The sequence below is a fragment of the Reichenbachiella sp. genome, assembly GCF_965223055.1.
Taxonomy (GTDB): Bacteria; Bacteroidota; Bacteroidia; order Cytophagales; family Cyclobacteriaceae; genus Reichenbachiella.
Genome location: NZ_CBDCVM010000006.1, coordinates 236,495 through 250,502 on the forward strand (window position 1 = coordinate 236,495; position 14,008 = coordinate 250,502).

The 14,008-nt window shown below is 39.2% G+C and carries 14 protein-coding genes; 8 read left to right on the plus strand and 6 right to left on the minus strand.

Features of this window, described 5'->3' with window-relative positions; all coding sequences use genetic code 11:
* The first annotated feature begins 211 nt into the window (after positions 1–211).
* The 4 genes from ACOQO5_RS06095 (at position 212) to ACOQO5_RS06110 (ending at position 2,509) form a co-directional block, all read left to right on the plus strand.
* Positions 212–871, plus strand: coding sequence for a hypothetical protein (locus ACOQO5_RS06095; protein WP_420580799.1), 660 nt, complete (start codon positions 212–214; stop codon positions 869–871).
* A 25-nt stretch (positions 872–896) separates the two neighbouring features.
* A complete protein-coding gene (locus tag ACOQO5_RS06100) occupies positions 897–1,529 on the plus strand; it encodes an ion channel (protein WP_420580800.1) in 633 nt (210 codons plus the stop codon).
* A gap of 198 nt (positions 1,530–1,727) precedes the next feature.
* Positions 1,728–2,054: an ArsR/SmtB family transcription factor gene (locus ACOQO5_RS06105; RefSeq protein ID WP_420580801.1), complete on the plus strand. Its 327-nt coding sequence runs from the start codon at positions 1,728–1,730 to the stop codon at positions 2,052–2,054.
* Positions 2,051–2,509, plus strand: a complete 459-nt coding sequence (locus ACOQO5_RS06110) for an SRPBCC family protein (protein ID WP_420580802.1) — start codon at positions 2,051–2,053, stop codon at positions 2,507–2,509. The genes ACOQO5_RS06105 and ACOQO5_RS06110 overlap by 4 nt, the downstream gene beginning before the upstream one ends.
* A gap of 29 nt (positions 2,510–2,538) precedes the next feature.
* On the opposite strand, the gene ACOQO5_RS06115 is transcribed toward ACOQO5_RS06110, so the two are convergent.
* The 3 genes from ACOQO5_RS06115 to ACOQO5_RS06125 are packed head-to-tail and all read right to left on the minus strand — an operon-like array spanning position 2,539 to position 5,931.
* The gene (locus tag ACOQO5_RS06115; RefSeq protein ID WP_420580803.1) at positions 2,539–3,261 is read right to left on the minus strand and encodes an ABC transporter ATP-binding protein; all 723 of its coding nucleotides are present in this window, start codon (positions 3,259–3,261) and stop codon (positions 2,539–2,541) included.
* A 39-nt stretch (positions 3,262–3,300) separates the two neighbouring features.
* The gene (locus ACOQO5_RS06120; RefSeq protein ID WP_420580804.1) at positions 3,301–4,833 is read right to left on the minus strand and encodes a magnesium chelatase; all 1,533 of its coding nucleotides are present in this window, start codon (positions 4,831–4,833) and stop codon (positions 3,301–3,303) included.
* Positions 4,834–5,931 carry a vWA domain-containing protein gene (locus ACOQO5_RS06125; RefSeq protein WP_420580805.1) on the minus strand — a complete coding sequence of 366 codons (1,098 nt, stop codon included), beginning with the start codon at positions 5,929–5,931 and terminating at the stop codon, positions 4,834–4,836.
* Between the two features lie 114 nt (positions 5,932–6,045).
* Here ACOQO5_RS06125 and ACOQO5_RS06130 point away from each other — a divergent pair, with 114 nt between their 5' ends.
* Complete coding sequence (locus ACOQO5_RS06130) at positions 6,046–6,171, plus strand: hypothetical protein (protein ID WP_420580806.1); 126 nt, start codon at positions 6,046–6,048, stop codon at positions 6,169–6,171.
* Between the two features lie 6 nt (positions 6,172–6,177).
* Here ACOQO5_RS06130 and ACOQO5_RS06135 read toward each other — a convergent pair whose 3' ends face one another.
* The 3 genes from ACOQO5_RS06135 to ACOQO5_RS06145 all read right to left on the minus strand — a co-directional run bounded on the left by ACOQO5_RS06135 (position 6,178) and on the right by ACOQO5_RS06145 (position 10,835).
* Positions 6,178–6,786, minus strand: a complete 609-nt coding sequence (locus ACOQO5_RS06135) for a sterol desaturase family protein (protein WP_420580807.1) — start codon at positions 6,784–6,786, stop codon at positions 6,178–6,180.
* Between the two features lie 107 nt (positions 6,787–6,893).
* Entirely contained in the window at positions 6,894–8,039 is a 1,146-nt protein-coding gene (gene bshA, locus ACOQO5_RS06140; protein WP_420580808.1) for an N-acetyl-alpha-D-glucosaminyl L-malate synthase BshA, read from the minus strand.
* Between the two features lie 87 nt (positions 8,040–8,126).
* Entirely contained in the window at positions 8,127–10,835 is a 2,709-nt protein-coding gene (locus ACOQO5_RS06145) for a serine hydrolase domain-containing protein (RefSeq protein WP_420580809.1), read from the minus strand.
* Between the two features lie 159 nt (positions 10,836–10,994).
* On the opposite strand from ACOQO5_RS06145, the gene ACOQO5_RS06150 reads away from it, so the two are divergent.
* The 3 genes from ACOQO5_RS06150 to ACOQO5_RS06160 are packed head-to-tail and all read left to right on the plus strand — an operon-like array spanning position 10,995 to position 13,990.
* Positions 10,995–11,345, plus strand: coding sequence for a hypothetical protein (locus ACOQO5_RS06150; protein WP_420580810.1), 351 nt, complete (start codon positions 10,995–10,997; stop codon positions 11,343–11,345).
* Positions 11,345–13,192 (plus strand): DNA mismatch repair endonuclease MutL, encoded by a 1,848-nt coding sequence (gene mutL / locus ACOQO5_RS06155; protein WP_420580811.1) that lies wholly within the window; start codon positions 11,345–11,347, stop codon positions 13,190–13,192. Before ACOQO5_RS06150 ends, mutL begins: the two co-directional genes overlap by 1 nt.
* 3 nt (positions 13,193–13,195) lie before the next feature.
* On the plus strand, positions 13,196–13,990 hold the full coding sequence (locus ACOQO5_RS06160) for a rhomboid family intramembrane serine protease (RefSeq protein ID WP_420580812.1): 795 nt from the start codon (positions 13,196–13,198) through the stop codon (positions 13,988–13,990).
* Positions 13,991–14,008: the final 18 nt, after the last annotated feature.

The window sequence follows — 14,008 nt, forward strand, 5'->3', positions numbered from 1 at the left end:
TTTTTGCTTACGATTTCCTATTTGTAAGTAATATTGAATACGGTACCACTCCAAAACAACATTCATCCGGCCACAATAGCACTTGTATTATTGAATAGTTAGAGGGTCAATACATTTTTGGAAAAAGAAATCAGTAGCCGGTGACGCATATCTATACACTGTTTGGCCTATCTATTGATTTCTATAATTTCTCTATTAAATTTAAACCACTATGAAAATATTTGATGAAAAAAAACTAACGGAAGCAGAGGAAGAGAGATGCATACGCCAACTCGATAGAGTCTCCACCATCGTTGACGTTCTTTTTGCCTTAATGATATTTAGGCTCTTTACTTTGATGCCGAACCCGACTTTAGATGGCTTTGACAGTTCAAACGTAACGGAGATCCTTTTAACGAGTTATCTCAATTATGCGGCGATCATAATAGGTCTGACATTAACTCTTCTCTATTGGGGACAGAATAACACGATATTCAACAATCTCAAACGGACAAGCTCTTTCCATTCTGTATTAACCATTGTTCAGGTTTTTACCATGATGCTTTATATATACTTTGTCAAATTAGACCTTGAGATGGACTCTCCCCTGATCATAATGCTTGCACAAAGTATCACACTAGCTTTGGCAGGTTTTGTAGGCATTTCGGCCTGGTACTATGCCAATAGAAACAATCTCATTTCTGACAAACTAACTACCAAGGAATTAGATAAAATCTATTTAAAAATAATGCCTGAACCTATTGTCTCTGTTTTGACCATTCCATTTGCATGGTTTGGGCCTGATATATGGTCGGCTTCGTGGTTACTTTTAGTCCCGGTTGGCATGCTATCTAAATATTGGCGTAGCAAAATAGTTAGTAGAACTATTTAAAAGCTGTACATTAAAGGTTCAAGATATGAAAATGAGCAAATCTTTTTGGGGACAACTCCTTTTTGCGGAAGTTTTTACCATGATTTTTGTACTGGTGTTTTTACCTGCAGACCAACAACCCTATGCTTATTCAACCTTGTATACCTTGTTGTTTTTTACTTCAGCATTGAATCTTGATAAGCATCGGAAAAAAATGCTATGGGTTGCTGGTAGTGCATTTTTATTAGAGTGGGTTTCCCAAATCTTTAATTTGCATTACATCCATGCTATATCCAATGTATTTAACGTATTGTTTTTCATTTTCATGGTTGGAATGCTTATCACGCAAATTTCAAAAGCAGAAAAAGTAACGCGGCGGGTAATCTTTGAAGCGATAAATGGCTACTTGTTTTTGGGAGTTGTATTTTCTCTCCTTATTATTTTAGTAGTTGAAATTCAACCCTCTGCGTATAATTTTTCTCTAGGCAAAAATGTAATAATGAGCGATATCATTTATTATGGATTTGTCACACTATCCACCCTCGGATATGGGGATCTATTACCACTTACACCGCTGTCCAAATCCCTCTCTCTTCTTACCACACTCGGAGGTCAGCTCTATTTAGCCATAATAATTGCCCTATTAGTTGGTAAGTATTCTAACAAAGAGTCCGAATAAAATTGAGGGCAATACACTAAATCAAACTTCTCCTACATAGATAGAATCAATTATTATTCAGAGAATTGACGCTCAAAACGAGCGTGTTTAGTATGAATAGGTATTGAGACATCCAGCAAATTGATCATAAATGATACAAACAAAATTTGCGTAACCAAATAGTTACCCATATATTTGTAACCAAATGGTTACTTTAATATGAGAAGAGACATATTTCAAGCTATAGCTGATCCTGTTCGTAGAGAAATTATTGAATTGCTCGCAGAAGATCCACTGACTATTAATGCAGTAGCTGAAAAATTTGATGTGAGCAGGCCAGCAATTTCTAAGCATTTGAAAATTTTAAAAGAATGTGAGGTCATAGAATTCCACCGGAAAGGACGAGAGCGATTTTGTATTATTAAGCCAAAAACCTTAATCCCAGCCTTTGTATGGATAGAGCAATATGAAGGACTATGGAAAACCAAATTAGACTCATTTGAAAAATATTTAAATAAACTTCAATCTGAAATATCTAAACCATGAGTGAAACAAACGATGCGGCCAACCGCACACTGACCCTGAAGAGAACTTTTAATGCGCCCATAGCCCTGGTCTGGGAAGCCTGGACCAACCCTGAACATATTGCGCAGTGGTGGGGCCCAGAAGGTATGGAAACCAAAGTTAATAAGCATGACTTCCGAGTAGGTGGAGCATGGGAATACGCCATGACCATGCCAGATGGCAAGGTTTTTATTGCAGAAGGAGTCTATAAAGAAATTGTTGAAATGAAAAGGATTTGTTCAACCGCGGATTTCAAGCCTATGACGGAAGGCGTAGAAATACAAGCCCATTTTGAAGCAGACGGCGAGCATACCATATTCATCTTCAAATGCATACACGCAAGCGAAGCCTACTGTAAGCAACAAGAAGAAATGGGATTCTATAATGGCTGGGGGTCTGTGTTCAAAAGATTAGGAGCGTTTGTAGGAGCTATATAAAACAAGAAAGCTTCAGTCAAACATCCTAACTACTTAACCTCCTCTACTGAAGCTACCTTTCTGATCTCTTGATTCATTTCATCACTTTCTATCAGCCCATCCCTAAGACGAATGATGCGGTGGGCATATTGAGCAATATCCTCTTCGTGTGTCACCATAATGATCGTGTTGCCTTGTGAATGCAACTGCTCAAACAGCTCCATGATGTCATAAGAGGTTTTGGTATCCAGATTACCAGTAGGCTCATCTGCCAGGATGATACTTGGATTATTTACCAGGGCTCTGGCAATGGCCACCCTTTGCCTCTGTCCTCCTGATAGCTCATTGGGTTTGTGAAGCGCTCTTTCTTCCAACCCCACTCCTTTTAGTACATCGTGAGCGCGTTCTTCACGGTCCGATTTGCCCATCCCGGCATACACTAGTGGCAGCGCCACATTTTCTAGCGCAGTGGATCGAGGCAACAGATTAAATGTTTGAAACACAAAACCAATTTCTTTGTTTCTTATTTCTGCCAATTCGTTTTCGTCCAGATCAGAAACGTCGTGATTATTGAGTATATAGGTGCCAGCACTGGGAGTATCCAAACAACCGATGATATTCATCAAGGTAGATTTCCCAGATCCCGAAGGACCCATAAAAGCTACGTATTCCCCCTTGTTGATTGAAATGCTAATCGTTTTTAACGCATGAATGGTCTCAGCACCCATGACATACTTTCTGGCAATCTCTTCGGTCTTTATTATTTCGGACATATATTTTATTTCTGTTAGGACGATTTACTTGTCATTCCGTTACGGCTGGTCTTCCATATCTTCTCCAGGATCCGTAAATCCCGAAATCATACTTCCTAATAAATCATCTATTCTCATTCCATTTTCTAATGGATGCTTGCTCAAATAACTATATTCCACTAAGCCAAACAAGACAAACTCCATCAAGAAAAATTTGAAATCCTCATCCTTATTATCCTTGATTTGATCCCTTACCAAATCAGCCAAACCAGGCACCTTATTCAATTCCTTTCTATACTCCTTTTGAGAATAGTCATGTAGCAAATCAATCATATTACTATTCCCAAACCAATCTGCAATCGACTTGAAAGGATCCTGCATCTCACGATTCTTCCTCACCTGATCCGGATCAGTGAAATAATCTACGAACAAGGTTCTGATGGCCTTTCCGATCAGGTTCTGGGCTACTATTCCAGCTCCTTCCTGCTCTCCTTCATACACCAGTTCTATTTTTCCAGTAATAGATGGAACTATTCCGATGAAGTCAGCTATTCGAACATGGCCTGCTGCCTCCTTATTCTTCAGGAGGCGTCGCTCTACTGCACTTACCAAATTCTCATAACTAGAAATAGTCAGACGAGCTGATACACCACTCTTCACATCTACATATTCACTGCTCCTCGCCTCTATGGCAATTTGCTCTATGAGTAGCTTGGCCAATTCATTTATTACAATATGATTAGAAGTATTTTTAGCAATGGCAGCTTCTTGTTGGGTGATTTTCAAACCTGTTTCGACAGCCTTTGGATAATGCGTAATAATCTGGCTGCCTAATCGATCCTTCAGTGGTGTAACAATACTACCTCTATTGGTGTAGTCCTCAGGGTTAGCAGTAAACACGAACTGAATAACCAGAGGTAATCTCAGCTTGAATCCTCTAATTTGAATGTCGCCTTCCTGCAAAATATTAAATAATGCCACCTGAATTCTTGGCTGTAAGTCAGGCAATTCATTGATAACAAAAATACCACGATGCGACCGTGGAACCAATCCATAGTGAATTACACGTTCGTCAGAATAAGGCAATTTCAAAGTAGCCGCCTTGATGGGGTCCACATCACCAATCAAATCAGCTATTGATACATCTGGCGTAGCGAGTTTTTCGGTAAATCGATCATCGCGGTGCAGCCAATTGACGGGCGTATCATCACCCTTTTCTGCGATCAAATCAATGGCATATCTAGTCAAAGGCTGCAACGGGTCATCATTCAGATCACTTCCATGCACAAAGGGCACCCATTCATCCAATAGTCCAACCATCATTCTGGCGATGCGTGTTTTCGCCTGACCACGCAAGCCTAGCAAATTAATATTGTGCTTAGACAGGATTGCTCGTTCGATATCTGGAATGACAGTATCCTCATACCCCCATATCCCTTCGAATACATTTTCTTCAGATTGTATAGCAGCAATCAAATTAGCTCTCAATTCGTCTTTGATCGACTGAGGTTGATATCCTGCTGCTTTAAGTTGACCCAACGTGGTTATAGCCAGTTTTTGATCTGCGCTAAGGTCTAAGTATCCTTTTGTCATTTATAAATTCTTTCTTCTATTCTTTTTAAAATCTTCAAAAACCAGATGTCCCAAACCCTGCAAGTCACTATAGTAAGCGTTACCGTTATTTACAGCGGTAAATTCTTTCACAAACTGTTTTAAATAGGGGTCAGAGGCAATCATAAAAGTGGTGATTGGAATATTCAATCGTCTACAGGCCGCTCCCAAATTCATTGTTTTCTTTAATATTTTAGGATCGAGGCCAAAACTATTTTTATAATATTTGATGCCCACTTTCATACAAGTGGGCTTTCCATCAGTGATCATAAAAATCTGCTTGTTTTGATTTTTTCGCTTCCGCAAAATATCCATAGCTAATTCCAGCCCTGCCACGGTATTTGTATGATAAGGCCCGACACTCAAATAAGGCAAATCCTTGATACTTATTTGCCAGGCGTCGTTTCCAAAAACAATAACATCCAAGGTATCCTTTTTGTACTTACTCAGAATCAATTCGGAGAGTGCCATCGCTACTTTCTTAGCCGGAGTAATACGATCCTCACCGTACAAAATCATAGAATGACTGATGTCAATCATTAAAACCGTAGAAGTCTGCGTTTTGTATTCATTCTCTACCACTTCCAAATCATCTTCGGTCAACATAAATTCACCAAAACCATGGTTGATTTGTGCATTGCGTAGACTATCTGTTACAGATATATTATCTGGAGAATCTCCAAACTGAAAGTCTCGAATATCTACTCCTTTCTCTTCTCCTCGTCCTGAACTAAAAGTGTTGTGATCTCCTTTACCGGACTTTCTGAGCTTACCAAAAATCTCTTCCAATGCATTCTTTCTGAAGTCATTCTCGGTTTTGGCCGTGATTTTGAGTTTCCCGGTTTTATGTTCCTCGTCGAGGTAACCCTTCTCCTTCAGCTCTTCGATAAAATCACCGATTCCGTAATTTTCACTGGTAATGTTATACTGCTTATCAAGATTGGTCAGCCAGCTCAATGCCTCATTCGGATCTCCCGAAGTAATTAAAAGAAGCTCTCTGAAAATATTCCATAAGCTATCGAAGGTGTCACTGGACTCCTTTTTTTCTGGGATATATTCAGTAAATCTGTAACCTATCATCTGCCTCTTTTCTTATTAAAACTCGTAACATTAAACTGGATTAACCACTTAATGTTGGTATAATTTTAATAAATTTAATGAGGCTCGCTACTAAGTAAAAATTAGCAAATACAAATGGCTGGACGTAGACCCATATTTGCCACATTAGTACAGGATATGATTCTCTTCATCAGAGATACTACGTTCAAAATGATTCTGGAGCCAAAACCCAAGAAGCCTAAGAAAGAAAAGAAATACTAAATCAAACTATTTGGATGGCATCGTACGGAATACCAAATCCCAAATAGGTGTGGTTACACCAAAAGCGCGCTCTGGTTGCTTGTAGTGGTGAATCCCATGATGTACCCAGAAAAACTTAAAGAAGTTCTTTGGCGGCTGAAAGGCATGAATCATGAAGTGAATCCAAAGGTAACCAGCGTAGCCCATTAAGAAACCAGGTAAAAATCCCCAAACCAATTCTCCCATCAATAGTCTGAAGAACCAAAAGAATAGAAATGAAATAGTTAAACTTAACGGCACAGGCATAGCCAACCTGTCCTTGTCTTTTGGGTGATCGTGGTGAACACCGTGCATGGTATAAACTACTTTCTTTCTTGCCGGTGTAGTTTCAGGCATATGAAACAAAAACCGGTGCATCAAATACTCGACAAAAGTAAAAGCAAATGTGCCTGCCAAAAATAGCACTACTAAGGTGATTGCATTCAAATTATATTGAGTAGCCCCTGTATAAATCAAATAGGAAGAGACAACTGAAAATGCAATCAGAGGTAATGAAATATGAGTTCTAGTTAGTTTTTCTAAGATGGGATTCTTAAAAACTTGCCCAGACCCAGAGTTTTTGGCTTTGTTTTCCATAAAACAAGTAAAATTTTAAATCAAGTTTTGAACTGCAAACATATCTATAAACCTAAAATAAATGCAAAATCAAGCCATGCAATTTTGTTATGATAATTATCATTTAACTATTTCACCGATATTTTTCCTTTGAATTCTTTAACCACTTGGTTGTAATACCCCTCATACATAGGAAGTATATTTGAAAGTTCAAATTCTTTGGCTCTTTTTAAGGCGGCAGCCTTAAACTTTGGCAAGTTGTCCTTATCAAGAATTTGTAGCGCCTTTGTAGACATAGCGTCGATATCTCCTACATCACATAGGAACCCGGTGACACCATCAATGTTTAACTCAGGCAACCCACCTGCATTTGTAGAAATCAGCGGCACCTCGCAAGCCATCGCCTCTAGTGCTGCCAAACCAAAACTCTCTTTTTCAGAAGTCATTAAAAACAGGTCTGAAACGCTCAACACCTCTTCCACAGCCTCCAACTTACCTAAAAACCTTACATCATCAATACTGCAAGACTGCTCTGCCAATTTTTCAATCGAAGATCGCTCTGGTCCATCTCCAACCAACAAAAGCTTGGCAGGCACCGTTTTTCTCACCTCATTAAATACTTTGACTACATCTTGCACACGTTTGACTTTTCTAAAGTTAGAGGTGTGTACAATCAGCATTTCCCCATTTGGGCAAATGGCTTTTTTGAAGTGATCCTTTTTCTGCTTTTTGAATCTATCGAGATCAATAAAATTTGGGATGACCTTGATGTCTTTGGTAACTTTAAAATGATCGTAGGTGTCCTTACTCAGATCACTTGATACTGCAGTGATGCCGTCGGATTGATTGATGGAGAAAGTAACCACGGGTTCAAGTGAAGCGTCTTTTCCTACAATTGTAATATCTGTACCATGAAGTGTTGTGATAAATGGAACATGTACATCTTCCATTTTCAGTATTTCCCTCGCCATATAAGCCGCAGATGCATGTGGTACTGCATAATGTACATGAAACAGATCTAGCTTTTCTTTTTTAGCTACATCTACCATTTTACTGGACAATGCAATTTCATACGGTGGATATTGAAAGAGAGGATAGGGTTTGATATCTACCTCGTGATAAAAAAGATTCTCATTAAAAAAATCTAATCGAGTCGGTTGAGAATACGTGATAAAATGAACTTTATGCCCTTCTGCAGCCATGGCCTTTCCTAGCTCAGTGGCCACTACTCCCGAACCTCCATAGGTTGGATAACAAACAACTCCTATATTCATGTATGTTCTATCTATTATTTATGTTAGGCTCGGCTGATGCGAAATTAGGTTTCTAATGATTACCAACCCAAATTCAGCAACATTATATCAACTCCCGGTATCCGTTTCCTTTTTAACATTTAAAAACGATTCATACATCAGGTCGTGGATTTTAGTACGAGTATTACTTTCTATTAGTTTATAATTCTGAGGATCGGGATATATTCGGTTTGAAAGGAAAATGTAAACCAGATTATACTTAGGATCTGCCCAGACTAGTGTTCCGGTAAATCCTGAATGCCCGAAAGATTCGTCAGAGGCATACTTAGATGCATTCCCCACGGAGGCATAAGGTTTGTCCCATCCCATAGCCCTTCGATCATTCTCGCGTTTTTTTGAGGTAAACTCTTTTACTACTGTTTCAGAAAAGTATCGAACGCCTCCATAATATCCACTTTGCACTAGCATTTGCATGTATTTGGCCAAATCATTGGCATTAGAAAACAAACCAGCATGACCACTTACTCCACCAAGTAAGGCAGCATTTTTATCATGTACCACACCTCTCAGTAATTCAGACCGGAAAAATTTATCTTGTTCTGTTGGTGCAATTTGTTCTTTTGGTATTTTCTCTAAAGGATTGAAAGTGGTAAAACTCATACCCAAGGGTTGATAAACCTGTTCATCCAGACTTCTGTCAAATGTGCAGGAGCAATTCTCCTCCACCATATCCTTCATCAACATAAACCCCAAATCACTATATAAATAACGATAGGTTCCGTCACCATTCGACAAACTATTGTATGATGAATGACCTATCCATGACTGAATAGAATCTCCCCAGTTAATGGAGTGATAAGTGTACCTTCTCCTCCTTTTCCTCTTCTTATAAAGAAAGCTAGCACTGTCGGAAAAGTATTTGGCATTACGCCAAAACGGCAAATACGACTTTAGACCGGACTGATGAGTCAATATGTCGTCCAATAACAGTTCTGCCTTACTCGTATCAATTTCGGTAAGATAGTCCCCTAAAAAACCATCCAACTTCACCTCGCCTTGATCCATGCTAAGCATCAAAGCTGGCACTGTCGCCACTGTTTTTGTGACCGAAGCAATATCATACACATGATCCCATCTTACAGCAGTTAGGCTGTCGTAAGTCAGGTACCCGAAGGATTTATCATAAACTACCTGCCCATCTCTAATCATCATGATTTGACACCCTGGCATCATCTCTTCTTGAATGGCGTGAGCAACCAAGGTGTCGATTTGGTTTAAAGTCTTATGATTGACTACATCTGAAACTTGATTTGAGTAAATCAATCTTTCATTACTCTTTGTAGCTATTCCTTTCCGAGAATGACCTCCTTGAAAATAACCCGGCAATGCCCCGAAAATGGCTCTTGCACCAAATGCCATTTCTACCATCTTATCCAACTTTGAATTAGAATCATTAGGATTCCAGATCATGGGTACATTCCCAATAGCGTTTTCAACCATATCATAGTTTCCCTCTAAAAAAGTAAGTATTGGGATAGTTTCACCCAACGAATCACACAAACTCAATATTTTTGATTGTTCATCTTTCTCCCATGAGTTCAAATCCACCAAAAGAACTGATCGATTCGAAACCAATTCTTCTAAAGAGTCTAGAGGACTGCTAAAAACATCCACAGAATAAGGAGTGGCCAATTTGTACCTATCTACAATATCTTTGAAAACAGTATTACTTGAAACCGTCACAAAATCAGTCTCACTAAGATCACTAAAGGGCAAAAGTCCATTCAGATCACCGGTAAAAACAATATCTTTCAATTGAAACCTCTGCTTGAGCCTAACCCAATCTATGGGAGAACCATGGGATTGTATTAATCGTTTTTCTATATCGTGATATAATTTAAAATAGGCTTTGACATGCTGCTTGTAATACCCTTTTGTGGGAACTCCTTCAGAAAGCAAATGACTAATTAGACGCTGAGGTTTGTTTTGTTTTGAAATAAGCGTTATCCCCACCCCTCTTTCCATTTGACTGAGACTCAAATCCAAACTGGTTGAAGGATCGAAAACTATACGTGAGTCTTTGTACTGTTTTTTATATTTTTTCAATGACTTCTTGTCCAACACTCCTTTCGGCTCAATTTCATAAACACTCAACAGCTTACTCTTCCATTCATGATTCGATGCATAGGTCGAATTGATCCATTTAGGTTGAGCTTTGAAGTAAAACGAGATTTTCCCATCATTCAAGCCTTGTAAATACACCTGGACTTTACGCCATTCATGCACTGAAAATTTGACGGGTAATTCTTCCATTTGAACCATTCCAATTTCCATGGACCTCAACAACTGGGCATGAGCAAGTCCTAGCGCATATAACAAACTATCGTCGGTAAAGCAGGTAACAGAAAGTTGATTTGGAAATTCAGATACACCCTGGAAGGGTAATTCGAAAATTTGATCCATGGATGCCACATGAAGTATAGGTTCCTTTCTCCACGATTTATTTCCTTCAATCCATTTTTTGACCTCTTCAATCTCACCATTTGGAACTACGACACCACCAATTCCATACATACGAATCAAGCTCTCAGCTTCAACCCGATCAGAAAAGTCATTGAAATCTGACAATTCATAAAAAAGCGTAGGTAATGTGTTTTTTGTCTTTGCCCATTGGACATACAAAGTATCTTTTTCTATTGGGTCGGGCGCATTCGCTAACAGTGTAGGGACCGAAGCACCAATACTCATCAGGCAAAAAAGAAGGCCAACTCTACCTGTATTTGTCCGTAATAAAATAGAAACTAAGTAAGTTTGCATACAGAATAATCAAAGTATTACTACAGGTGGATGGAAGTAGTTAGACTGAAAATTATTCATATAATATCTAATCAACGTATACCTTGCACAAAGAGTGCCATTTTTTTTCATCAATGGTAATTTATGATTTGATTTGTTGAGAATAAAGAAGATTACTTTATGAAATTTCCTTCATTGATCCGTACGAATAAATTTAGTCAGTTTCACTACGAACCGCGCTACTACGACCCTATCAAAGAGGAAATCGAAGGCAAGCTGAAAGCAGCCCAAGCCAACAAAGAAAAAGGAAACCACGCCTCGGCTCATACATCAAATATTAGTGCTGCCTTTCGTAAGAGAGAAAGAAAATCAAGCCAGACTTCTGTGATTCAAATGCTTATCGCAGCCGCCATGCTGGGCAATTTTGTGGGTTGGATATTCTATGGCAACGATGTCTTTTATATCTATTTATTACTATCCCCGCTTTACTTCTACTTCAGATTAAAGGGAAGAAATAAATCCAAAAGTTAATGCCAGACATCATTAATCTACTACCAGATGCTATCGCCAACCAAATAGCAGCAGGCGAAGTAGTACAAAGACCCGCCTCAGTCGTCAAAGAATTGCTTGAAAATAGTGTAGATGCTGGAGCCACCAACATCCAATTGATCATCAATGATTCTGGGAAGGTACTGATTCAGGTCATCGACAATGGCTTGGGTATGTCTGAAACAGATGCACGCATGTGCTTTGAAAGGCATGCCACTTCAAAAATCTCCACCTCTGATGATCTTTTCAAAATAAAAACCATGGGGTTTCGCGGAGAGGCGTTAGCATCTATAGCGGCCGTAGCCAGAGTGGAACTAAAGTCAAAGACGGCTCAAACAGAACTTGCTACCTTCATCCATATCGAGGCCTCAGAGATCAAAAAGCAGGAACCCGTTTCAGCCAATCAAGGCACTTCAATTGCTGTCAAAAATCTATTTTACAATGTACCTGCACGACGAAACTTCCTTAAAAGCAATCCGGTAGAAATGCGTCATATTCTTGATGAGTTTCATAGAGTAGCATTGTCTAACCCGACCATCAGTTTTTCACTGACACAAAATGAAAAAGAAATTTATCAGCTGCCAGCAGGTAAGCTAAGCCAGCGGATTGTTTCTCTTTTTGGAAAGAATTATCAGAAACAATTGATCACTTGTCAGGAAGAAACCCATTGGCTGAAAGTAGAAGGATATATCGGCACACCTGAGTTCTGTAAAAAGACACGTGGAGAACAGTTCTTCTTCATCAACAACCGTTTTATCAAAAGTAGTTATCTAAATCATGCCGTTCAAGGTGCATATGAAGGGATGATACAGGAAGGTCAGTTTCCATTTTATGCCTTATTCATAGAAATGGATCCAGTGCACATCGACATCAATGTACATCCAACCAAAACGGAAGTGAAATTTGATGATGAGCGAAGTGTGTATGGCATTATTAAAGCTGCTGTAAAACAGGCTCTAGGGACCCACAACGTAACACCAAGTTTGGACTTCGGGTCTGATGTCAATTTCAAGAATCTGGCCATTGACAATTCACATTTCAACGCACCCACCAAATCGGAAGGAAATTACAGTAGCTTCAAATCTCTGGACAAACAAGGCAAAAGTACCCGCTGGGATGAGATGTACGAACAAGCCATAGATGAGTCTAGACCCTCTCCTGCTGAAATCAGGCAGGAAGAATTGGCCGGCTTGGAATCTCCTCAAATGATTTTTCAGAGTGAGGCCAATATCCAGCAGTCTGTGGAATTGGAAGTAGAAGAATCAAGCGCCAAACCACTCTTGATGCACGAAAAATATGTACTGAAGCAGGTGAAGACTGGCGTAATGGTGGTAGATGTGATTCTGGCGCATGAGCGAATTTTGTACGAGAAGTACCTGGAGACCTTACATAAGAAATCTGGAAGTTCTCAGCGAAGCCTTTTCCCTGTTACGTTCGAATTGAATCCAGCAGACTTCGCTTTGGTCATGGAGCTTAAAGAAGAAATTAGTGCACTGGGTTTTGAATTTGAAGAGTTTGGAAAAAATACGGTAGCCATCAATGGCGTACCTGCAGACATCAAAAACATCAATGAGAAGGAATTATTTGAAGGCTTGCTCGAGCAGTTCAAATTCAATAAATCCGAACTTTCTCTGAGCACACAAGAAAATATGGCACGATCAATCGCAAAAAGATCTGCCAGCAAAACAAAAATCTCAAATGACAGTATAGAGTTAAGAACTTTAATAGACCGACTGTTTGCCTGTCATCAACCGAACTATACGCCAAACGGCACCCCAACTTTCATTATATTGGGGCTTGAAAAAATTGCAGAGTTTTTTAATCAATAACGCATGTTTCAACTGACACCTATCGTCAAGAATATACTTATCATCAATGGCATTATACTATTCTTAGAATACATTCTTAGAATCAGTTTAGCACCGATTTTTGGCGTTCATTATATATTTTCAGACAACTTTTACATCTTTCAGTATGTCACCTATATGTGGTTGCATGGGGGTATGTGGCATCTATTCAGCAACATGTTTGCCGTACTCGTCTTTGGACCCATGCTGGAGCGGGTTTGGGGTTCGAAAAGATTTCTAACATTTTATTTGATCACTGGTATTGGAGCTGGAGTCTTGTATGGCGTAGTAGATACTGTAGGAAAAGGAGATTTGAGTGGAGATACAGAAGCATTCATTGCTAACCCAAATCCCGATGACTTTTACATCTATACCCATACTCATAAGACTAGAAGATTTGATATGCTGAAAGTTGGCGAATTCGCTGATGAGTACTACGAGCGACCGGATAATATGAGCTACCAATCTCAAGCAGTCGAGATTGTAAACACCATATATAATGATCTAACCAACATTCCAATGATCGGAGCTTCGGGTGCTGTTTTTGGGATATTATTGGCCTTTGCTATGCTTTTCCCAAATACAGAATTGATGCTCTTGTTTCCGCCTATACCGATAAAGGCGAAATATTTGGTGTTTTTCTATGGAGCTTACGAACTTTATTCAGAGATTAATCGAACTGGAGCAGATAATGTCGCGCATTTCACCCATTTGAGTGGTATGCTAATTGCTTTTTTGATACTTAAATACTGGCAGCGACAACGGGGAAATTTTTATTAAATAGTAATCGGCCATAAA

What these genes read in the sequence shown, in the direction of transcription:
- ACOQO5_RS06095 (WP_420580799.1), top strand. Translation starts at nt 212, where the DNA reads ATGAAAATATTTGATGAAAAAAAACTAACGGAAGCAGAGGAAGAGAGA.
- ACOQO5_RS06100 (WP_420580800.1), top strand. Translation starts at nt 897, where the DNA reads ATGAAAATGAGCAAATCTTTTTGGGGACAACTCCTTTTTGCGGAAGTT.
- ACOQO5_RS06105 (WP_420580801.1), top strand. Translation starts at nt 1,728, where the DNA reads ATGAGAAGAGACATATTTCAAGCTATAGCTGATCCTGTTCGTAGAGAA.
- ACOQO5_RS06110 (WP_420580802.1), top strand. Translation starts at nt 2,051, where the DNA reads ATGAGTGAAACAAACGATGCGGCCAACCGCACACTGACCCTGAAGAGA.
- ACOQO5_RS06115 (WP_420580803.1), bottom strand. Translation starts at nt 3,261, where the DNA reads ATGTCCGAAATAATAAAGACCGAAGAGATTGCCAGAAAGTATGTCATG.
- ACOQO5_RS06120 (WP_420580804.1), bottom strand. Translation starts at nt 4,833, where the DNA reads ATGACAAAAGGATACTTAGACCTTAGCGCAGATCAAAAACTGGCTATA.
- ACOQO5_RS06125 (WP_420580805.1), bottom strand. Translation starts at nt 5,931, where the DNA reads ATGATAGGTTACAGATTTACTGAATATATCCCAGAAAAAAAGGAGTCC.
- ACOQO5_RS06130 (WP_420580806.1), top strand. Translation starts at nt 6,046, where the DNA reads ATGGCTGGACGTAGACCCATATTTGCCACATTAGTACAGGATATGATT.
- ACOQO5_RS06135 (WP_420580807.1), bottom strand. Translation starts at nt 6,786, where the DNA reads ATGGAAAACAAAGCCAAAAACTCTGGGTCTGGGCAAGTTTTTAAGAAT.
- bshA (WP_420580808.1), bottom strand. Translation starts at nt 8,039, where the DNA reads ATGAATATAGGAGTTGTTTGTTATCCAACCTATGGAGGTTCGGGAGTA.
- ACOQO5_RS06145 (WP_420580809.1), bottom strand. Translation starts at nt 10,835, where the DNA reads ATGCAAACTTACTTAGTTTCTATTTTATTACGGACAAATACAGGTAGA.
- ACOQO5_RS06150 (WP_420580810.1), top strand. Translation starts at nt 10,995, where the DNA reads ATGAAATTTCCTTCATTGATCCGTACGAATAAATTTAGTCAGTTTCAC.
- mutL (WP_420580811.1), top strand. Translation starts at nt 11,345, where the DNA reads ATGCCAGACATCATTAATCTACTACCAGATGCTATCGCCAACCAAATA.
- ACOQO5_RS06160 (WP_420580812.1), top strand. Translation starts at nt 13,196, where the DNA reads ATGTTTCAACTGACACCTATCGTCAAGAATATACTTATCATCAATGGC.